This window comes from Arthrobacter globiformis, assembly GCF_046536215.2.
Classification (GTDB): domain Bacteria; phylum Actinomycetota; class Actinomycetes; order Actinomycetales; family Micrococcaceae; genus Arthrobacter; species Arthrobacter globiformis_E.
The window spans coordinates 2,878,552-2,896,944 of sequence record NZ_CM143421.1; the positions used below are offsets into that span (position 1 = coordinate 2,878,552).

At 67.3% G+C, this 18,393-nt stretch carries 18 protein-coding genes; 12 read left to right on the plus strand and 6 right to left on the minus strand.

The genetic code is table 11. The annotated features are described in order from the left end of the window. Positions 1–93: 93 nt before the first annotated feature. From R5O87_RS12905 to R5O87_RS12945, 9 genes are all read left to right on the plus strand, one after another. Positions 94–1,479, plus strand: a complete 1,386-nt coding sequence (locus R5O87_RS12905; RefSeq protein ID WP_410554308.1) for an LLM class flavin-dependent oxidoreductase — start codon at positions 94–96, stop codon at positions 1,477–1,479. 12 nt (positions 1,480–1,491) lie between these two features. Next, positions 1,492–2,061 carry a flavin reductase family protein gene (locus tag R5O87_RS12910; RefSeq protein WP_462836300.1) on the plus strand — a complete coding sequence of 190 codons (570 nt, stop codon included), beginning with the start codon at positions 1,492–1,494 and terminating at the stop codon, positions 2,059–2,061. Positions 2,062–2,065: 4 nt separating this feature from the next. After that, positions 2,066–2,515, plus strand: a complete 450-nt coding sequence (locus tag R5O87_RS12915; RefSeq protein ID WP_410558075.1) for an ester cyclase — start codon at positions 2,066–2,068, stop codon at positions 2,513–2,515. Further along, a complete protein-coding gene (locus R5O87_RS12920; protein WP_410558074.1) occupies positions 2,505–3,293 on the plus strand; it encodes a 2-keto-4-pentenoate hydratase in 789 nt (262 codons plus the stop codon). The genes R5O87_RS12915 and R5O87_RS12920 overlap by 11 nt, the downstream gene beginning before the upstream one ends. A 38-nt stretch (positions 3,294–3,331) precedes the next feature. Further along, positions 3,332–4,129, plus strand: coding sequence for an IclR family transcriptional regulator (locus R5O87_RS12925; protein ID WP_410558073.1), 798 nt, complete (start codon positions 3,332–3,334; stop codon positions 4,127–4,129). Positions 4,130–4,194: 65 nt separating this feature from the next. Then, positions 4,195–5,664, plus strand: coding sequence for an aldehyde dehydrogenase (NADP(+)) (locus R5O87_RS12930; RefSeq protein ID WP_410558072.1), 1,470 nt, complete (start codon positions 4,195–4,197; stop codon positions 5,662–5,664). Between the two features lie 46 nt (positions 5,665–5,710). Continuing rightward, positions 5,711–7,207, plus strand: coding sequence for an MFS transporter (locus R5O87_RS12935; protein WP_410558071.1), 1,497 nt, complete (start codon positions 5,711–5,713; stop codon positions 7,205–7,207). Then, a complete protein-coding gene (locus R5O87_RS12940) occupies positions 7,207–8,322 on the plus strand; it encodes an alcohol dehydrogenase family protein (protein ID WP_410558070.1) in 1,116 nt (371 codons plus the stop codon). Before R5O87_RS12935 ends, R5O87_RS12940 begins: the two co-directional genes overlap by 1 nt. A 9-nt stretch (positions 8,323–8,331) precedes the next feature. Then, the gene (locus R5O87_RS12945) at positions 8,332–9,438 is read left to right on the plus strand and encodes a mandelate racemase/muconate lactonizing enzyme family protein (RefSeq protein ID WP_410558068.1); all 1,107 of its coding nucleotides are present in this window, start codon (positions 8,332–8,334) and stop codon (positions 9,436–9,438) included. A 15-nt stretch (positions 9,439–9,453) separates the two neighbouring features. Here R5O87_RS12945 and R5O87_RS12950 read toward each other — a convergent pair whose 3' ends face one another. The 4 genes from R5O87_RS12950 to R5O87_RS12965 form a co-directional block, all read right to left on the minus strand. Continuing rightward, positions 9,454–10,137: a GntR family transcriptional regulator gene (locus R5O87_RS12950; RefSeq protein WP_410558067.1), complete on the minus strand. Its 684-nt coding sequence runs from the start codon at positions 10,135–10,137 to the stop codon at positions 9,454–9,456. A gap of 68 nt (positions 10,138–10,205) precedes the next feature. Continuing rightward, the gene (locus tag R5O87_RS12955; protein ID WP_410558066.1) at positions 10,206–11,330 is read right to left on the minus strand and encodes a mandelate racemase/muconate lactonizing enzyme family protein; all 1,125 of its coding nucleotides are present in this window, start codon (positions 11,328–11,330) and stop codon (positions 10,206–10,208) included. A 3-nt stretch (positions 11,331–11,333) separates the two neighbouring features. Further along, on the minus strand, positions 11,334–12,503 hold the full coding sequence (locus tag R5O87_RS12960; protein WP_410558065.1) for an alcohol dehydrogenase family protein: 1,170 nt from the start codon (positions 12,501–12,503) through the stop codon (positions 11,334–11,336). A 199-nt stretch (positions 12,504–12,702) separates the two neighbouring features. After that, on the minus strand, positions 12,703–13,776 hold the full coding sequence (locus R5O87_RS12965; RefSeq protein WP_410558064.1) for a metallophosphoesterase family protein: 1,074 nt from the start codon (positions 13,774–13,776) through the stop codon (positions 12,703–12,705). 176 nt (positions 13,777–13,952) lie between these two features. Between R5O87_RS12965 and R5O87_RS12970 the strand changes: the two genes are divergently transcribed. The 3 genes from R5O87_RS12970 (at position 13,953) to R5O87_RS12980 (ending at position 16,345) form a co-directional block, all read left to right on the plus strand. Beyond that, complete coding sequence (locus tag R5O87_RS12970) at positions 13,953–14,621, plus strand: DNA alkylation repair protein (RefSeq protein WP_410558063.1); 669 nt, start codon at positions 13,953–13,955, stop codon at positions 14,619–14,621. 64 nt (positions 14,622–14,685) lie between these two features. Beyond that, positions 14,686–15,576: a helix-turn-helix transcriptional regulator gene (locus tag R5O87_RS12975; protein WP_410558062.1), complete on the plus strand. Its 891-nt coding sequence runs from the start codon at positions 14,686–14,688 to the stop codon at positions 15,574–15,576. 184 nt (positions 15,577–15,760) lie between these two features. After that, a complete protein-coding gene (locus R5O87_RS12980) occupies positions 15,761–16,345 on the plus strand; it encodes a PadR family transcriptional regulator (RefSeq protein ID WP_410558060.1) in 585 nt (194 codons plus the stop codon). A 3-nt stretch (positions 16,346–16,348) separates the two neighbouring features. On the opposite strand, the gene R5O87_RS12985 is transcribed toward R5O87_RS12980, so the two are convergent. Together R5O87_RS12985 and R5O87_RS12990 are read right to left on the minus strand one after the other, a co-directional pair. After that, a complete protein-coding gene (locus tag R5O87_RS12985; RefSeq protein WP_410558059.1) occupies positions 16,349–16,969 on the minus strand; it encodes a helix-turn-helix domain-containing protein in 621 nt (206 codons plus the stop codon). A 57-nt stretch (positions 16,970–17,026) separates the two neighbouring features. Further along, positions 17,027–18,391, minus strand: coding sequence for an FMN-binding glutamate synthase family protein (locus tag R5O87_RS12990; protein WP_410558058.1), 1,365 nt, complete (start codon positions 18,389–18,391; stop codon positions 17,027–17,029). Positions 18,392–18,393 lie beyond the last annotated feature (2 nt).

An 18,393-nucleotide genomic window follows, 5' to 3' on the forward strand; every position in this document is an offset into this window, starting at 1 on the left:
AGGGGACTTGACGATGTGTCTCGCACCACTTTACCTTAGTGTTCAACAGATAAATACTCTGTTCATCTAATGAACACACACAAGGGGAATGGAATGGCAAAGCAAATAAAGGTGTTTGCCTTTGACTTCAACGGACCGGCGCATCTTTCGGCCGGCCTGTGGCGCCATGAGAACGACGGCGGGGCGGACTACCTGGATGTCCGGCGCTGGGTCGAATACGCGCAGATGCTGGAACGCGCCGGCTTCGACGGCATGTTCTTTGCCGACAACAACGGCTACCACGACAAGTACCGCGGCGAGGTGGACGGGGCCCTGCGGGACGCAGCCCAGATTCCTGCCAACGACCCGGCATACCTGATTCCTGCGATGGCTGCCGGCACCCGCCACCTGGGCTTCGGCGTGACGTCCTCCACCGCCTACGACCACCCGTACGCGCTGGCACGGAAGTTCTCGACGCTTGACCACCTCACCCGTGGCCGCATCGGCTGGAACGTCGTCACGTCCTACTCCGACAGCGCCGCCCGCAACCTCGGAACCGGCACCCAGACGGCGCACGACGACCGCTACGAGATCGCCGAGGAATTCATCGACGTGGCGCTCAAGCTCTGGGAAGGCTCCTGGGAGGACGACGCCGTCGTGCGCGACAAGGCGACCGGGACGTATGTGGACCCCAGCCGCGTTCACCAGATCGGCCACGAGGGCAAGCACTTCACCGTGCCGGGCATCTTCCTCTGCGAACCGTCCCCCCAGCGCACCCCGGTGATCTTCCAGGCCGGCGGCTCACCCCGCGGCGTGGAATTGGCGGCCAAGACCGCAGAGGCCGTCTTCATGAACTCCGCGACGAAGCCCGGCCTGAAGAAGCAGATCGACGCGCTGCGCGCCAAGGCCGTCGAGGTCGGCCGCGAACCCTCCCACATCGCCATCCTGCAGATGGTCACCGTGATCAGCGCCGCCACCGACGAGGAGGCGCAGGCCAAGTACCGCGAGTACCAGGAATACGTTGACTACGACGGCGCCATGGCCCGCTACAGCGGCTGGACCGGCCTGGACATGGCCCAGTTCGACCCGGACGAGCCGTTCGAGAACGTGCAGACCAACGCCGGCCAGACCATGGTCAACTTCTTCACCAAGATCGACCCGGACAAGCGCTGGACCCCTCGCGACATCGCCGAATACAACGGCATCGGCGGCACCTCGCCAGTGATCGTCGGCGGCCCCCAGACGGTGGCCGACGAACTGGCGTCCTGGATCGACGAGACCGGAGCGGACGGCTTCAACATCTCGCACGCGGTCAAGTTCCGGGACATCGAGGACTTCGTCCGCTACGTCGTTCCCGAACTGCAGGCCCGCGGCGTTATGCGCACCTCCTACGACGGCGACACCCTGCGCGAAGGCCTCTTCGGCGCAGGACAGGCCCGGCTGGCTTCGGACCACCCGGGCGCCGCCTACCACCACTCCCTCACCACCCAGGCCCAGTAAAGGAGGTCAACCATGTCCATCATCGTTACCGCCGAAACCACATCCATCGACCCCGCCGTGCAGCGCCAGGTCTTCGGCGCCCTGCCCACGGGTGTCACGGCCATCACTGGTCTGACCGAGGACGGCACTCCCCGCGGATTCGTCGTCGGCACGTTCCAGTCGCTGTCCCTCGATCCGCCCCTCGTCACGTTCTGCGTCGACAAGTCCTCGAGCACCTGGCCCACGCTCCGGTCCCTGGGCCGGTTCACCGCCAACATCCTCTCCACGGAGCAGTTGCCCGTGTGCCGCGCGCTCTCCCGCAAGGGCGATGAGAAGTTCAACGGCGTCGACTACGAAACGAGCCCCATCGGCACCCCCCGGATTTCCGGCGCCACGGCCTGGGTCGACTGCGAAGTGCTCTCCGAGGTCGTGGCCGGCGACCACTACATGATCGTCGGTTCCATCGAGGAACTCGTCCCAGGCGTTGGGGAGGCCCTGCTGTTCCGCGGCGGCAAATTCGGCGACTTCAACCAGTGGCCCGCCCCCGCCCCTGCCGGAGCAGCCGCCCCGGCCGCAGCAGCCGCCCCGGCCGGAAAGGCGTAGCGACATGACCAGCATGCTTAACCGGGTGACCGAGGCCTGGACTAAGGCCTGGGGTGCCGGCGAAACGGAAGCCTTCGAGCGCCTCGTCGCCCCGGACTATGTCCGGCAGTCGAAGACCGGCCCGGAAGGGCTGGCCCAGGTGGTGGAGCAGATCCAGGAATCCCACCGCGCCTTCAGCGACTTCCAGGTCACGGTCCTGCGTGCCCTCGAGGACGAGAACCTCGTGGCCATCCACTGGGAGACCGCCGGCAAGCACACCGGCGACTTCATGGGCGTCCCCCCGACGGGCCGCACGGTGACCGTCCAGGGTGCCTCGTTCATCAGCCATCAGGACGGGGTGATCACCTCCGAATCGGTGGTGTGGGATCCCCGCGAAATGCTTTCCTCCATGAGCATCTGGCACCTCGGTGACCAGCGCTCCCCCCGCCGAAAGGTACAGAACAATGCCAATTAACATCCTCGAGACCGCAGACCGCATCCTTGACGCCAAGGCGGCCCGGACCCCGGTCGACACCCTGATCCGGGCCGAAGACGGGCCCACCGTCGCTGACGCCTTCCGGGTCCAGGAGGAAGTGATCCGCCGCCAGGTGGCCGCCGGCGACAGCGTCGCAGGCTTCAAGCTGGGAAACATCGCCAAGGCCATGCAGGCAAAGTTCGGCGTCGATGAACCCGACTACGGTTACCTGCTCGCCAGCCAGTTCTACCCGGAGAACCTGCCCCGCTCCGAGGCCGAATTCATCGAGCCGTACATCGAACTGGAGCCGGCCTTCGTCTTCAAGCGCGACGTCGGCGGCGCCAACGTGACCGTTGCCGACATCATTGCCGCCACCGACTTCGTGGTGCCGGCACTGGAGATCATCGACTCGCGGGTCCGCGACTGGAACATCGGCATCTTCGACACGCTGGCCGACAGCGGCTCAAGCGCCGGCGTCATCCTCGGCGGCCAGCCGCGGAGCCTCAGCGATGTGAACCTCTCCGACACTCCGGGTGAGATCACCTTCGACGGTGAGGTCGTGGCCAAGGGAAACACCGCGGACATTTACGGCAGCCCGATCTCCGCCCTCGTGTGGCTGTGCCGCCGGGTCGCGGAGTACGGCATCACCCTGAAGGCCGGCCAGCTGATCCTTCCCGGCAGCTGCCTTGCCGCAGCCAGGATGGTCCCCGGCACCCGCATCACCGGCCGCTTTGAAGGGTGGGGAGAGGTCAGCTTCGACTACACCGCCGCCGGTTAGGGTTGAAAAGACCTCTACCCGAAAGGCCCTGACCGACGATGAGCACCACGCAGGACCCACCCCAGCAGGGATTCGCAGCGAACCGCTCGGTGACACGGGCCATCCGGGTTCTGCGCGCTCTGGCGGCGTCGGAGACCCCCATGACGGTCACCGACGTCGCCAAGAAGATCGACCTGGCCCGCGCCACCACCTTCCGCCTCATGATGACGCTGGAGGAGGAAGGGATCGTGGACCGGCAGGACACGCTGTACACACTGGGATGGGACCTGGGCCGCATCGCCCAGTCCGTCAACCCGGCCTCCGGCCTGGTGCCCCGGATCAAGGACGTCCTCGAGGAATTTGCCGACGAAGCCGGCGAGACGGTCACGTTCAGCCTCAGGCACGGCCTGTACGAGCTGGACCTGGTGCTCCAGACATCGCCGCGTTCCCTGGGGATGCGGATGTCCGAGATGTACGGCATGCGGTGGCCGCACCACGCCTCAGCCACCGGGAAGGTGCTGCTCGCAGAGCTGACGCCGGAACAGGTGCGCCTGGCGCTGGGAGAGCAGCTGGAGGCGCTCACGGACCTGACGATCACCAAGCACGAGGACCTGGCCAGGGAGCTGGAGGCCGTTCGGGAACGAGGCTGGGCCAGCACGGTCGAGGAGCTTGAGGACGGCATCATCGCCTTTGGCGCCCCCGTGCGGGACTCGGTAGGGACTCTCGTCGGAGCCATCTCTGTCGTTGGCCCCCGCCACCGCATGGACAACGAAGAAACACAGGCGCAGCTGCCGGCCCGCCTGATTGCTGTTGCAGAACGTGTGCAGCAGCGCATGAACCCCGCACCGCAGGGATAGCGACCCGCATCTGAGGGTGGCATTCCCGGGGTTCACACCAACCACCCCGAAGGGAATTCACCGAGATGACGGTCACTCACATCGACACGCAGGAGACCTCAGCCGCCGCAACGGCAGAGATCCTCTCGGCGGCCGCCGCCGCCCACGCCGGCTGGTCGGCCACACCGCCGGCGGGCCGCGCGGCCGTCCTGGACCGCGTGGCAGATGCCCTGGAAGAAGCCGCGGACCGCCTGGTGCCGGTGGCCCTCGAGGAGACGCACCTGCCCGAGGCAAGGCTGCGCGGCGAACTGAAGCGCACCGCTTTCCAGCTGCGCCTCTTCGGCACCGTGCTGCGCGAGGGCGGATACCTCGATGCACGGATCGACCACGCCGATCCCGAGTGGCCGATGGGAGCACCCCGCCCGGACCTGCGCAGGTCCCTCCGGCCGATCGGACCGGTCGCTGTTTTCTCCGCGAGCAACTTCCCGTTTGCCTTCTCGGTGGCCGGCGGCGACACCGCCTCGGCCCTGGCGGCCGGGAACGCCGTCGTCGTCAAGGCCCATGAGGGCCATCCGCGCCTGTCCGGGCTGACCGGGACCGTGGTGCAGGACGCACTCAAGGCGGCCGGCGTGGATCCCCACCTGCTCAGCGTTGTCTTCGGCCGCGACGCGGGGACCGCGGTCCTGGCGGACAGCCGGATCAAGGCGGCAGGATTCACCGGCTCCATTCCCGGCGGCCGCGCCCTCCAGGACATAGCCAACGGGCGCCCGGACCCCATCCCGTTCTACGGCGAGCTGGGAAGCACCAACCCGATCTTCGTCACCCGTGATGCGGCGCAGGCCCGCGCCGCGGAAATCGTTGCCGGATTCCTCGAATCCTTCACCCTGGGCACCGGACAGTTCTGCACCAAGCCCGGCATCATGTTCGTCCCCCGCGGCACCGGCATGGTGGAGGAACTGCGGAACGCGTCCCTGCCGGCCGTCGGGCCAATGCTGAACGGCAGGATCGAGGCGGGCTTCAACCACGTTCTGGAGGCACTCTCCGGCATCGACGGCGTGCAGGTGCTGAACACCGCGGCGGCCGGCTCCGGCGCTCCCGCACCCGTGCTGCTCGGCACCGGCGTGGAGCGGCTCCTGGCCGACCCCCAAGCGCTGGAGGCGGAGTGCTTCGGCCCCGCCGCCTTCGTCGTCGAGTACGACGACGAGTCCCAACTCGTCGAGGCGGCGAAGACCTTCGAGGGGCAACTGACCGCGACGCTGCAGGCGGAGCCTGCCAGCGAGGTCCAGGACCTTGTAGCAGTTTTGGCGGAGAAGGCCGGCAGGCTGCTGTGGAACCAGTGGCCCACCGGTGTCTCCGTCACCTACGCGCAGCAGCACGGCGGACCGTACCCGGCAACCACCGTGCCCGGATCGACGTCCGTCGGCACCGCGGCCATCACCCGCTTCCTCCGCCCGGTGGCCTTCCAGAATTTCCCGCAGCACCTGCTTCCCCCGGAGCTGCGGGAGGACAACCCGTTCGCGGCACCGCGCCTCGTCGACGGCGTACGCCTCGTCTGACCTCGCCGGGCCCCCCAACCAGTAGCCACACAAACGAAAGACAAAGATGTCCGATTATCCGAGCACACAACTCCCAACATCACCCCAGACCTCCCGCCGGCTGCGGGCGGAAGACTGCATCGTCGTCGACAAGCGTGAACTGCGCAAGGCCCAGATCGGCGCCGGCGTGGGCAACTTCATCGAGTGGTACGACATCGGCATCTACGGGTACCTGGCGATCACCATGACCAGCGTGTTTACCGAGGGCATGGACCAGCGGACGGGGCTGCTGGTGACGCTGCTGGGCTTCGCGGTCTCGTTCATCGTGCGGCCGCTTGGCGGCATGATCCTGGGTCCGCTGGGAGACAGGATCGGACGCCGCAAGGTCCTCTTCTTCACCATGGCCCTGATGGCGTCGGCCACCACTGTCATCGGCATGCTGCCGACCGCCGGGCAGGTGGGCCTGTGGGTCCTCGTCCCGATGTACCTGCTGAAGATGCTGCAGGGGTTCTCCACGGGCGGCGAGTATTCCGGCGCCGCGACCTACGTGGCCGAGTTCTCCCCGGACCGGCACCGCGGCTTCTGGACGGCGCTGCTGAACACCGGAGCGCAGCTGGGCTTCGCCGCCGGCGCCGCCGTCGTCGCGGTCACCACCATGGTCACCACCTCCGTGTGGGGCGAGTCGGCAATGCTCGACGGCGGCTGGCGGATCCCCTTCCTGCTCGCCCTGCCGCTGGGCCTGGTCGCCATCTCCCTGCGCAAGCGCATCCCCGAGTCGCCCAGCTTTGAGGTGGCGCAGGAAAAGACCGCCACCGAGAACACCAACCCGCTCTTCGTCCGGCAGAACCTCACCAACATCGTCCGGCTGTACTGGCCGCAGATCCTGGTCGGCATCGCCCTGATCGCCGCGGACGGGACCTCGTCCTACACCGTCACCAGCTACATGCCGACGTACCTGGAAACCCAGGTGGGCATGGCCACCGTCTACACCGCAGTGGCGACAGTGGTGATCCTCCTGCTGCAGGCGCTCATCGTGCCGGTGGTCGCGCGGTGGTCGGACCGGATCGGTCGCCGCCCCGTCTACGCCATCGCCACGCTCGGCAACCTCGTCCTGCTCCTGCCCGCGTTCGCCCTGATGCACATAGGCGAAGTGTGGTCGCTGTACCTGGCCCTGTTCATGGTCTCCCTGCCCAGCGCGTTCTTCCTGGCCCTGACCGGCGCCGCGATGTCCGAACTGTTCCCCACGGCTTCCCGCTACGGCGGCGTGGGCCTGACACACAACGTCGCCATCTCACTGTTTGGCGGCACCACCCCGCTGGTGAGCCAGATCCTCGTCGAGGCCACCGGCAACTCCTACGCACCGGCGTTCTACGTCATGTTCTTCTCCGCCGTCGCCCTCCTGGCGCTGCTGAAGATGCGCGAAACGGCCGCCCGTCCGCTCCTCGGCTCCGTGCCGGTCGTAACCAGCCAGGGCGAAGCGGCAGCCCTCGCCGAAGGCCAGGACACCAACGACCGGGTCGACACCTCCACCATGCTGCTGGTGCCCGCACGAGAGGAGGGCTGATGTCAGCCCGCACTGAATCACTGCCCGAAACAATGGCGGCGGTGCTGCTGACCGGCCATGGCGGCCTGGAGAAGCTTGAGTACCGCACGGACGTTGCCGTTCCCACCCCGGGTGAGGGGGAGGTCCTGATCCGGGTCGCGGCGGCGGGCATCAACAACACCGACATCAACACGCGGATTGGCTGGTACTCCAAGGCCGTTGATTCCGGAACCAATGTTGGCGGCGCTGCTGGGTTCGCTGAGATCACGGACTCGGACGCATCATGGTCGGGCGAGGCGCTGACCTTCCCCCGCATCCAGGGTGCCGACGTCGCCGGCTACATTGCCGCCGTCGGTCCCGGCGTGCCGGCCGAACGGATCGGCCAGCGTGTCCTCGTGCGGAATCTGCTGCGGACCTATGTCGGCTACCGCCCGTACGAGTGCTGGACGTTCGGCAGCGATTGCGACGGCGGATTCGCCCAGTTCGCCGTCGCCCCCGCCCGCGAAACCTACGCCGTGAACTCGGACTGGTCGGACGCCGAACTGGCCGCGATCCCGTGCGCCTACTCCACCGCGGAGAACATGCTGCACCGCGCCGGCGTCGGCGCCGAACGCGTGCTCATCACCGGAGCCTCCGGTGGCGTGGGACTCGCCGCCGTCCAGCTCGCCAAGCGCCGCGGCGCCACCGTGACCGCCGTCTGCTCCCCATCCAAGGCGGAGCAGGTCCGGGCAGAAGGCGCCGACCGCACCATCGACCGCGGCACCGACCTCGTGGCCGGGCTGGGACGGAACTCCTTCGACGCCGTCATCGACGTCGTTGGTGGCGCGCAGGCCGGGCAGCTGCTCGAACTGCTGCGGGCCGGCGGCCGGTACGCCATCGCCGGCGCAATCTCCGGCCCGCTGGCCCAGATCGACCTGCGCACCGTCTACCTCAAGGACCTGCAGCTTCTCGGCTGCACGTTCCAGGAGGACGAGGTCTTCGAGAACCTCATCAGCTACATCGAGGCCAACGAGATCCACCCCGTGGTCTCCAAGACCTACCCCCTCGCCGAGATCGCCCAGGCCCAGGAAGACTTCCTGTCCAAAAGGCACACCGGCAAGCTCGTCCTCCTTCCGCCCACTGACACCGACGTTTAAGGAAGAAAATTGCGCATTTCAGAAATTTCCGTCTACTCCTACAACCTTCCCGTGGCGAACGGGCCTTACCGGATGTCGTTCGGCGAGATCAAGGACGTTGACAGCACCCTTGTCCGGATCACCACGGACAGCGGCCTGGTGGGCTGGGGCGAGACGTGTCCTGTCGGCCCCGTGTACCAGCCGCACCATGCAAAGGGTGCCCGCGCCGCCCTGATGGAGATGGCTCCCGGCCTCATCGGCGCCGACCCGACCAACCTGCTTGGGCTTCACCGCCGGATGGACTCTTTGCTGAACGGGCACGGTTACGCGAAGGCGGCCATCGACATTGCCGCCCACGACCTCACCGGCAAGCACTATGGCGTACGCGTCGCTGACCTGCTCGGCGGCGTCGAAACCGAACGGATCCCCTCCTACTACGCCCTGAGCGTCGGGGAACCGGACCAGGTCGCCGCGCAGGCTGCCGAGCGGGCAGCGGAAGGCTATCCGCGGCTGCAGCTCAAGGTCGGCAACCGTCCCGTGGAAATCGACATCGAAGTGATCCGCAAGGTCTGGGAGCGGGTGGGCAACAAGGTCCGGCTCGCCGTGGACGCCAACCGGAGCCTGACGGGCCGCGACGCGCTGCGCCTCAGCCTCGAATGCCCGGACATTCCGTTCATCATCGAACAGCCGTGCAACACCATCGAGGAAATCGCCCGGGTCCGGCCACAGCTGAACCACGCCGTCTACCTCGACGAGGTGACGGAGAACCTGCCCACCGTCCTGCGTGTGGTGGGGGCGAACCTGGCTGACGGGTTCGGCATGAAGATCACCAGGATCGGCGGAATCCGTCCAATGACTGTGGTCCGGGACATCTGCGAGACCCTGTCATTGCCGCACACCGTGGACGACGCCTGGGGCGGAGACATCATCGCCGCCGCGTGCGCGCATGTCGGGGCCACCGTGCGGCCGCACCTGAACGAGGGCGTGTGGATCGCGCAGCCATACATCGACGGCCACTTCGACCCGGAGAACGGAATCAAGGTCGTGGGCGGCCACATCGCCCTGCCCGAGGGACCCGGTCTTGGCGTTACGCCCGATGAGTCAGTGCTCGGCGGGCCGGTGGCCTCCTACGCCTGATCCGGCGCCTTGGGGTCAGGCGTCGGCCTGCTGTTCGAGCAGCTTGCGCTGGGCGGCGATGATCTGTTGCTCGCCGCCCACCACGAGCTTGCGGACCTCGGCTGCAATGGCCTCCGGATCCCCTCCTGAAATGACGTCGAGCATTGGGCGGTGCCACTCCACGGAGCGCGACAGGGGTTCGTCCAGGGCCGTGGTCAAACGGAACAGCTCCCCGAAGGTGGGCACCTGCTGCTCCCACACTGCCAGCAGCCGGCGGTTGCCGCAGGAGGTGAAAAATGCGGAATGGAACGCCACGTCCGCACGCGCGAACGCGTCGGCGTCCCCTGCGTCGGCCGCACGCTGCATGTCGGCCAGGGCTGCCTCCGCCGACTTCCGGAACCCGTCCGCGTCGGAGACCGCACACCGCTGTGCGGCCGCAACCTCGAGCAGTTCGCGGAGCGCAAAGAGATCGTGGAGGTCCTGCTCATCCAGGCCGACCACCCGGTAGCTCCTGCCGGACGCTGCGATGAGGCCTTCGCCGGACAGCGTACGCAACGCATCCCTGACCGGGCCGCGGCTGACGCCGAAGGTCTCCGCGAGTGCGGCCTCGACCAGCAGCTCCCCGGGAGGAAGGTCGCCCGTCAGGATGTCGGACCGCAAGGCCGCCACCACCTGCTCGCTCAGTGCCTCCGCCCGGGCGACGCGTCGCGCCACAGCCATACTTCCACCTCTCGTGAGCCCGTTTGATTCTAGCGAATCACGTCGAGGCTTCCCGGCTGAGTTCCCCTCTAGTCGCCCCAGACGGCGACGGGTTCGCCGAGGACGTCTTCGTTGACGGTGATGCCGAGGCCCGGCGCTTCGGGCGGGAGGATTCCGCCGTCGCGCTGGATGTAGTTGAACTCCGCCGTCTTGAGGGTGACCATGTCATCGCAGTTGAGCACGCAGCGGAGCAGCTTTTCGGGAACGGTGGCGCCCAGCTGGGCGATGCCGGCGAAGGCGATCGCGGATCCGACCGTGTCCTGGACGCTGACGGTCAGTCCGGCGGCGCGGGCAACGTCCCGCTGGCGCCGTCCCGGGGTGAGTCCGCCGGCCTTGGAGATTTTCAGCCCCAGGCCGTCCGCCACATCGTGGGCGATCGCCCAGGCGAGGTCGCTGTCCTGTTGCGCGAGTTCGTCCAGGATGATCGGGTACCGGCAGCGCTGCCGCAGCGACATGGTTTCGCGCCAGGTGGCGCAGGGTGCCTCGATGACGAAATCCAGGCCGGAGGGGAGCATCGCCAGCATCCGCAGCGCGGATTCGGGGGTCATGCCGCCGTTGGCGTCCACGAGGAAGAATTCCCCCGGCTGCCGGTCGGCGAGGCAGGCGGCGATGCGCTCGGCGTCGAGGGCGGGCCCGCCTTCGCTGTCCGGGGTTCCGATCTTGATGGAGTGGCCGCGGTAGCCGCGGGCACGGTGGTCGGCCACCCGGGCGCGCATCTCTTCGGGATCGCCCACGTGGATGGAGGAGATCATCACCATCGGGGTCCCGGTGCCGCCGCCCAGCAGCTCGTAGACGGGCAGGCCCACCGACTTGCCGAAGATGTCCCAGCAGGCGATGTCCAGCGGTGTTTTTGCGTGGTTGTGCCCCACGAGGGTGGCGTCCATCAGGTCATAGTTCCGGTCCACCCGGCGGGGGTCGCGGCCCAGCAGGTGGGGAGCGAGTTCAGTGATGCCGGCCCGCGTGCCCAGGGCGTGGGCGGCAATGTAGGTGGAACCGAACGGGGTGCTCTCGCCCCAGCCGGTGGTTCCGTCGTCGGCCGTGATCTTCACGATGGAAGCGTCGAAGGATTCGTAGGTACGGCCTCCGGACAGGTGGTACACGCCTCCCGAGTAGGGCAGGTCCACCTGGAAAAGTTCAATGCGTTCGATTTTCATGTCTCAGATTTCCGTCTGGTTGGGGCTGGCCGGAGCGACGGCCGGCGGGAGGAGGACGAGCTTGCCGGTGTGCTTCTTGGACAGGAAGTCTTCCTGGGCCTGGGCGATGTCGGCGAGGGGGTAGGTCTTGGAGACCACGGGGTGGATCTCGTTGGCCTCGATGTAGCTGATGAGGTTTTCGAAGACCTCGTCCTCCTGGAACGTGCAGCCAAGCAGGCTCAGGTCCTTGAGGTAGATGGTGCGCAGGTCGATCTCGGCGAGCGGGCCGGAGATTGCACCGGCGATGGCGTACCGGCCGCCGGCCCGCAGCAGTTCGAGCAGCTGCCCTGCCTGCGCGCCGCCGACCATATCGATGACGACGTCGAAAGAGTTCCGTCCCAGTTCGGCCACGAGGTCGGTGCCGCGGTCGATGGTGCGGTCGGCACCTTCGGCCCGGACCTGCTCGGCCTTGGATGCGGAGCAGACGGCGGTCACGGTGGCGCCGCGGCGCTTGGCGAGCTGGACGGCGGCGAGTCCCACGCCACCGGAGGCTCCGGTGATGAGCACGCGTTCGGGGCCGACGCCGGCGCGGTGCAGCATGTTTTCCGCGGTGGAGTAGGCGCAGGGGATTGCGGCCAGATCAGCGTCGGACCAGTCCGAGTTCACGGCGTACGTTTCGCGGGCGGGGGCGACGGCGAACTGGGCGAAACCGCCGTCGCATTCGCTGCCGAACGTCCAGCACTCGTACGGGCGGTAGCCGACATAGGTCCGCAGCATGTTCCGTACCAGCACCCGCTCACCGATCCGCTCGGCCGGCACGCCGGGGCCGACGGCGGCAATGCGCCCGGCGACGTCGGCACCCTGGATGCGGGGGAAGGTCAGCGCCTCACCCGACCACGCGGCGTCGTCATCGGTGATCTCAGCGAACCCAGCAGCGCCGCCAACATTGGTTCCCGAATCAACGGCCTTGGAGTACCAGCCAATCCGCGTGTTGATGTCGGTGTTGTTGATGCCCGCCGCCGCGACCCGGATCAGGACCTCCCCCTCACCCGGGGTAGGAACGGCAACGTCCGTGCGGTACTCAAGCTTCTCCAGGCCACCATGGCCGGTCAGCAGCACCGCCGCCATCGTCGCGGGCAATGATTCCTTGCGCGCCGGCACGGGGCCCACGCCTTCTTCCGTAGTAGTGCTCACGGAACTCCCTTGTTCGTATGTCCGTAATTGGGGGAAGGCCAACTTGCGATGCTCGAAAGTTGAACGTGACGTTCACCATACGTTCCGTCAGGTAAATCTGTCAACGGTAAACCGTTTGCATTTTTTGCTGGCACGACGACGACGGCGGGCCGCCCCCGCAAGGGCGACCCGCCGTCGTCGTAATTCCCGCTGTAGTCCCTTAGGACACAGCGTTGGTGAAGGGGATCCGTTCAAAGGACAGGACGCGCGATGCACCTGGCCTGGTGGTGGTGACCTTGAGCCAGTCCTTGGCGTTGTCCGATCCGTCAACGGTGACCCTGGTCAGGTTCTTGGCGGCCGTGTCCTGGCCGTAGAAGTCCAGCCACGGGGAGCCGGCCGCCAGCGGGTAGTCCTGGTTGAAGACGTGGCTGTCGCCGTTGATCAGGTACACCGGACCGCCGAAGGCGTTGGATTCGCGGATCAGCGTCTGGACCAGCGGCGTGAACGCACTGTAGTTTGCCTGCGTGGGGGCGGTGACGGTCGGGTCGAACATGTCAGCCTGCGTCATGACGACGACGGCCCGGTCGTCGTCCTCGCGGGCCTTCCGGAACGTCTCGGTCAGTTCCTTGATGTCCGCCGCGGTGCGGACCCGGACCTCGTCCGCCTGCTCGGCGGTGGGTGCGGTGTTGCCGAGCCCTGACCAGGGCAGGAGGCCGTTATTGCTGCCGGTGATGTTCACGGCGGTGACGGCGATGCCGTGCCTGCTGAAGTTCACGTTCTCGGGAAAGCCGAGCCGGTCCTGGGAGCTGACCTTCATCGGGGTTCCCAGCGTGGTGCCCGGCTTCGGGAAGAAGGTGTCGCGGACCTGGTCCAGCCTTTCAAGAGGGTTGTAGGCGCCGTTGTTCGTCCGGTGGCAGTCGGTCCATTCGTTGTCCCCGGGCGTGTAGACCAGGGGCAGGGTGAACGTGTCGAAATTCTTCCGGATCGCGGCGAAATACTCATCGGTGCATTTGGTGGAGCCGCTCTTGATGTCCCCGAGGTGGGCCACGAAGGAGAGCTCCTGGTGGGCGTTGATGTCCTGGATGTAGGACGGGAACGCCTGGAACTCCGCATCGCCGTAGGGCACGTCGCCGATAACGGCAAAGCTGAAGGTGCCCTTCGTGGCGGCATCGTCGTTGGCAGCGAGCGCCGGCTGTGCCAGCACCGATCCCGCCATCAGGGCTGCGCCCACACCTGCCAGCGCCCGGCGTGTGATTGATCGGCGCTTGATTGACCGGCGTGTGATTGATCGCATGGCTTCTCCTTGAGTTTGTCCATCTTGAGTGTGTCCATCGGTTATCCCGGGACAGGCTAGGGTCCGGAAGCGAACCGCAGCGGTCCGGCAAGTGAACAGGCACTGAGGCAAGTGCAACGGGCGGTTCAGTCCGCGACCGTAGAATACGACCGAAGGGCCGGCGAGCAGGAGCAGTGATGGCAGAGGCAACGATCGACGCAGTGATGTCCGAAGTGGCCGCACTCGAGGATCCGAAGATGCGCGAGGCGAACCAGAGGCGCGGCGACGACCACGGCGTGAACCTCGCGGCCTTGCGCGCGGTCGCCAAGCGGCTGAAGACCCAGCACGAGCTGGCCCGTGAATTGTGGGCCACGGATAACACCGCCGCCCGCTTGCTGTCGCTGCTGATCTGCCGGCCAAAGTCCTTCGAGCTGCAGGAGCTGGACACCATGCTGCGCCAGGCCCGGGCACCCAAGGTGCACGACTGGCTGGTGAACTACGTGGTGAAGAAAAGCCCGCACGCCGAAGAGCTGCGCCTCGCGTGGACTGACGATCCGGACCCGGTGGTCGCGAGCGCCGGCTGGGCCCTGACCACGGAGCGGGTCGCCAAGAAGCCCGAGGGTCTCGACCTGACGGGGCTCCTGGACACCATCGAAGCGGAAATGAAGGCCGCCCCGGACCGTCTGCAGTGGGCCATGAACCACACCTTGGCGCAGATCGGCATCGAACACGCCGACCACCGGGCCCGCGCCATCAACATCGGCGAACGGCTGGAAGTCCTGAAGGACTACCCGACGCCGCCGAACTGCACGTCGCCCTTTGCTCCGATCTGGATCAACGAGATGGTGAGCCGGCGGGAGGCCTGAGGGGCTCATGCAGGTACTGGCAGGGACTGCCACCGGCCCTGCGTCCGGGCCTAACGTGGTGGGCATGGATAACCGAAAGGAAGCCCGCGAGTTCCTCGTGTCACGGCGGGCCAGGATCACTCCCGAGGCCGCGGGGCTGCCGAACTTCGGCGGCATCCGGCGCGTGCCCGGGCTGCGGCGTGAAGAGGTCGCCCTGCTCGCGGGAGTGAGCATGGAGTACTACACGAAGCTGGAACGCGGCGGCCTCGCCGGCGTCTCCGAGACTGTGCTGGATGCATTATCCCGGGCCCTGCAGCTCGACGCCGCTGAGCGGCAGCACCTGGCCAACCTCGCCCGGGCCGCCGGCCCGGCGCGGCGCGCCAGGCGGCAACCTGCAACGGCCGTGCAGCCCAGCGTCCAGACCATCCTCGATTCAATGAGCGGGATCCCCGCTTTCGTCCGCAACGGCCGGCTGGACATCCTCGCGATCAACGACCTGGGCCGGGCACTCTACTTCGAAGCGTTCCTCTCCCCCGTCCGGCCGGTGAACCTCGCCCGGTTCCAGTTCCTGGACCCGCGCTCACGCAACCTCTACCCCGACTGGGACAAAGCCGCGGACACCGGCGCCGCGCTGCTGCATACCGAGGCCGGCCGCGACCCGTACAACAAGGACCTCAGCGACCTCGTGGGCGAGCTGAGCACACGGTCGGAGGAATTCCGCATCCGCTGGGCGCGGCACGACGTGCGCCTGCACAGCACCGGATTCAAGGAGTTCCGGCATCCCGCCGTCGGCAATCTGCGCCTGAATTTCGACGCCATGGAACTTCCGGCAACGCCCGGCCTGACCCTCACCGCCTACAGCGCGCAACCCGGAACCCCGGACGAGGACGGCCTCCGGCTGCTCGCCAGCTGGGCCGCCACCGAAGCGCACAGCATCAGGCCTGCAGACCCGGGAGCACTAAAGGAAAAAGCATGAAACCCCAAGAGTTTTTGTGCAGATAACGGGACTTTGCCACCCCTCAACTCGCGATATCTGGACAAAAACTCTCATCCGTTGCACCGTGCGGGCATCAAAAAATCATTGACGGCCGATATGTACCGATATATCGTTGAGTATCGCTTCAAGTCGAAGTGATACTCAACGAAAGGACGATGCCACCATGAAAGGCATTCACGAACATCACAGATTTGCGGATTTCGGCCCCGAGGCGGGGCGCTTCGAGCGGGGAAGGAGCCGGCGCGGGCCGCATGGACACGGCAGGTTCGGCCCCGGCCGCGGATTCGGCCCCGGCTTTGGCCCCGGCGGTTCACGCCGGGCCAACAGGGGCGATGTCCGCTCCGCGATCCTCTCGCTCCTGGCGGAAGCTCCGTCCAATGGCTACGGAATCATCAAGACCATTGCCGAGAAGTCGTCCGGCGCCTGGCGGCCCAGCCCTGGCTCCGTCTACCCGACGCTGCAGCAGCTCGTCGACGAGGAGCTCATTGCCCCGGTGGGCGACGGCCGCCGCACCGAGTTCGCCCTCACTGACCAGGGGCGGCAGTACGTAACCGAGCACGCCGAGGAACTGGACCGGGCGTGGAACACCAACGCCGAGGATTCCGGACCGGTGTTCCACCAGAGCGTGGAGAAGCTCATGGGCGTCATCCACCAGTTCCGGTTTGCGGCAACCGAGGAACAGCGTGCGGCCGCAATGGAAAAGATCGATGAGACCCGCCGCGCTCTCTACCAGATCCTCGCGGACTAGGCCCTATCTCGCCGCGATGGCCAGGAACCGGATGGGCAGGTCGAGCAGCTCCAGCGGACCGTGCGGGCCTTCGCCGTCCAGGAGCAGGGAATCGCCGGGTTCCATCGTGTATTCGTAGGCGCCGTGGCCGTACACCATCCTGCCGGCCAGCATGTAGATGAACTCGGTGCCGGGGTGCTGGAACAGCGGGAAGACGTCGGACGCGTCGGTCAGTGTCACCAGCGTCGGCTCGAGGGCGTCACTCCGCCCCTTGAGGGTCCCCAGCACCCGGTATTCGTGTCCGTGCTGGGTGCCGCTGCGCACCGTCAGGCTGCCCTGGCCGTTCTTGGTGAAGGTGGCGTCCCGGTCCGTGTCCGCGCCGCGGAACAGCGCCGTGACCGGAATTTTCAGCCCGTCCGCCAGCCGCTGCAGCGTGGTGAGCGAACAGGACGTGCTGGCGGTTTCAATCTTGGAGATCATCGCCTTGGACATGCCGGTGCGTGAGGCCAGTTCCGAGGCGGAGAGCCCGTTCGCCGTCCGGTAGTGGCGGACCTGGCCGGCAATGATCCGTTCCAGCTTGCCGGCCACGCCGTCGTCGGTGTTCTCCGCGGCCATATCCCTCGCTTCGCCAGCCTGATCCGTCATCAAGCCATCATAGGCGGAGCCTGCACCCGGACCCGCGGGCTCCGCCTGGGGGCGCCGCTACCCGGCGCCGGGGATCCAGCTCGTCCCTGCTAGCGGGACGCGGGCCATGGCCGACGCCTCGATGGTGAGGGCCACAAGGTCCTCCGGCTCAAGGTTGCGCAGGTGCGACTTTCCGCAGGCCCGGGCGATGGTCTGGGCCTCCATGGTGAGGACGCGCAGGTAGTTGGCCAGGCGCCGGCCGCCGGCGACGGGGTCGAGCCGGGACGCGAGTTCCGGGTCCTGCGTGGTGATGCCGGCGGGATCCCGGCCGTCCTGGAAGTCGTCGTAGAAGCCCGCCGCGGAGCCCACGGCCGCGTATTCGGCGGCGTACCGGGGATCGTTGTCGCCCAGCGCAATCAGCGCCGCCGTACCGATGGCGACGGCGTCGGCACCCAGGGCCATGGCCTTGGCGACGTCGGCGCCGGTGCGGATGCCGCCGGAGACGATGAGCTGGACCTTGCGGTGCAGGCCGAGCTCCTGCAGCGCCTGGACCGCCTGCGGGATGGCCGCCAGGGTGGGGATCCCGACGTTTTCGATGAACACCTGCTGGGTCGCGGCGGTGCCGCCCTGCATGCCATCGACGACGACGACGTCGGCTCCGGCCTTTACGGCCAGGGCGGTGTCGTAATAGGGCCGGGACGCTCCGATCTTGACGTAGATGGGCGTCTTCCAGTCGGTGATCTCGCGGAGCTCACCGATCTTGATCTCCAGGTCGTCCGGTCCGGTCCAGTCCGGGTGGCGGCTGGCGGAGCGCTGGTCGATGCCCACCGGCAGGGTGCGCATGCCTGCCACGCGCTCGGTGATCTTCTGGCCCAGCAGCATGCCGCCGCCGCCGGGCTTGGCGCCCTGGCCGAGGACCACTTCGATGGCGTCGGCCTTGCGGAGATCGTCCGGGTTCATGCCGTAGCGGGACGGCAGGTACTGGTACACGAGGTGCTTGGACTGCCCGCGCTCCTCGGGCGTCATGCCGCCGTCGCCCGTGGTGGTGGAGGTGCCCACCTCGCTGGCGCCGCGGCCCAGGGCCTCCTTGGCGTTGGCGGACAGGGCGCCGAAGCTCATCCCGGCGATGGTCACCGGGGTCTCCAGGTGCAGCGGCCGGGAGGCGTGGCGGTCGCCGAGGACGACGTCGGTATCGCACTTTTCGCGGTAGCCCTCCAGCGGGTAGCGGGACATGGAGGCACCCAGGAACAGCAGGTCATCGAAGTGCGGGACCTTGCGCTTGGCTCCCCAGCCGCGGATGTCGTAGACACCGGTGGCGGCGGCGCGCTGGATGTCGGCGATGGTGGCGCGGTCGAACGTGGCGGATTCGCGAAGGCCCAGTTCTTCGACCTGCCGTGCGGGGGAGGCTGCCGGGGCGGCCTGGGTCAGGGAGGTGATGGTCATGG

What these genes read in the sequence shown, in the direction of transcription:
- R5O87_RS12905 (WP_410554308.1), top strand. Translation starts at nt 94, where the DNA reads ATGGCAAAGCAAATAAAGGTGTTTGCCTTTGACTTCAACGGACCGGCG.
- R5O87_RS12910 (WP_462836300.1), top strand. Translation starts at nt 1,492, where the DNA reads ATGTCCATCATCGTTACCGCCGAAACCACATCCATCGACCCCGCCGTG.
- R5O87_RS12915 (WP_410558075.1), top strand. Translation starts at nt 2,066, where the DNA reads ATGACCAGCATGCTTAACCGGGTGACCGAGGCCTGGACTAAGGCCTGG.
- R5O87_RS12920 (WP_410558074.1), top strand. Translation starts at nt 2,505, where the DNA reads ATGCCAATTAACATCCTCGAGACCGCAGACCGCATCCTTGACGCCAAG.
- R5O87_RS12925 (WP_410558073.1), top strand. Translation starts at nt 3,332, where the DNA reads ATGAGCACCACGCAGGACCCACCCCAGCAGGGATTCGCAGCGAACCGC.
- R5O87_RS12930 (WP_410558072.1), top strand. Translation starts at nt 4,195, where the DNA reads ATGACGGTCACTCACATCGACACGCAGGAGACCTCAGCCGCCGCAACG.
- R5O87_RS12935 (WP_410558071.1), top strand. Translation starts at nt 5,711, where the DNA reads ATGTCCGATTATCCGAGCACACAACTCCCAACATCACCCCAGACCTCC.
- R5O87_RS12940 (WP_410558070.1), top strand. Translation starts at nt 7,207, where the DNA reads ATGTCAGCCCGCACTGAATCACTGCCCGAAACAATGGCGGCGGTGCTG.
- R5O87_RS12950 (WP_410558067.1), bottom strand. Translation starts at nt 10,137, where the DNA reads ATGGCTGTGGCGCGACGCGTCGCCCGGGCGGAGGCACTGAGCGAGCAG.
- R5O87_RS12955 (WP_410558066.1), bottom strand. Translation starts at nt 11,330, where the DNA reads ATGAAAATCGAACGCATTGAACTTTTCCAGGTGGACCTGCCCTACTCG.
- R5O87_RS12965 (WP_410558064.1), bottom strand. Translation starts at nt 13,776, where the DNA reads ATGCGATCAATCACACGCCGGTCAATCAAGCGCCGATCAATCACACGC.
- R5O87_RS12970 (WP_410558063.1), top strand. Translation starts at nt 13,953, where the DNA reads ATGGCAGAGGCAACGATCGACGCAGTGATGTCCGAAGTGGCCGCACTC.
- R5O87_RS12975 (WP_410558062.1), top strand. Translation starts at nt 14,686, where the DNA reads ATGGATAACCGAAAGGAAGCCCGCGAGTTCCTCGTGTCACGGCGGGCC.
- R5O87_RS12980 (WP_410558060.1), top strand. Translation starts at nt 15,761, where the DNA reads ATGAAAGGCATTCACGAACATCACAGATTTGCGGATTTCGGCCCCGAG.
- R5O87_RS12985 (WP_410558059.1), bottom strand. Translation starts at nt 16,969, where the DNA reads ATGACGGATCAGGCTGGCGAAGCGAGGGATATGGCCGCGGAGAACACC.
- R5O87_RS12990 (WP_410558058.1), bottom strand. Translation starts at nt 18,391, where the DNA reads ATGACCATCACCTCCCTGACCCAGGCCGCCCCGGCAGCCTCCCCCGCA.